The organism is Bacteroides sp. 11BF (assembly GCF_019633765.1).
GTDB lineage: Bacteria > Bacteroidota > Bacteroidia > Bacteroidales > Bacteroidaceae > Bacteroides > Bacteroides hominis.
In genome coordinates this window covers 1-588 of sequence record NZ_JAFKPJ010000078.1, presented here as the reverse complement: position 1 = coordinate 588, position 588 = coordinate 1, and the positions used below count along the sequence as shown (strand labels likewise).

The following is a 588-nucleotide window of genomic DNA, read 5'->3' as shown; positions in this document are numbered from 1 at the left end:
CTGAGGGATGATCAAATCATAAAGACTTGAATAATCACTAAAAGCCAAACGCTCTTGGGGTGCTAACATTGCGGTATTCTTTTGGTGACTCGAAGATACAAAAAAAACGGTATAAATCCGGATTTTCTTGGATTTATACCGCCATTTTTTTTATAGAAGGGAGACAGGAGGACTTTTTCAGTGCCCTCCCGTGAAATCCTCCTCTTTTTTACAGATACTTTTGACAAGGATACAACCCTGCCAGCAGCTTTTTATGTTTTCGCCTGATCCCTTACAAGTGCTTCTGGGAGTAATAAAATCCCTTGAATAAGCTTTGTTTTTCCGTCTGTCCGTATCCCCCTCTTCCCCTTTTTGTCCTCCTGGTCTTCCTTCCTTTTTTCTTCTTTTCCCTTTATATTACAATAATGTGTCCCCCCTTTCCTCTTTCCCTCCCTCTTCAAAAAACATGTTTAACAATAGCTCTATTCCTCAGTTACTTACAATAAAATTCACTTTTTATTCAAAAAAAGACCTTTAATAATTTGCCTTGTATTGGTAAATCGCGTACTTTTGCACCCGCTTTCCAAGAGATGGAGAGCCGATTGAAAT

Annotated in this window: 1 protein-coding gene; it reads right to left on the bottom strand. The window is 38.8% G+C overall.

Features of this window, described 5'->3' with window-relative positions:
• Positions 1 to 251: 251 nt before the first annotated feature.
• Positions 252 to 440, bottom strand: coding sequence for a hypothetical protein (locus JZY04_RS21065; RefSeq protein ID WP_122143716.1), 189 nt, complete (start codon positions 438 to 440; stop codon positions 252 to 254).
• Positions 441 to 588: the final 148 nt, after the last annotated feature.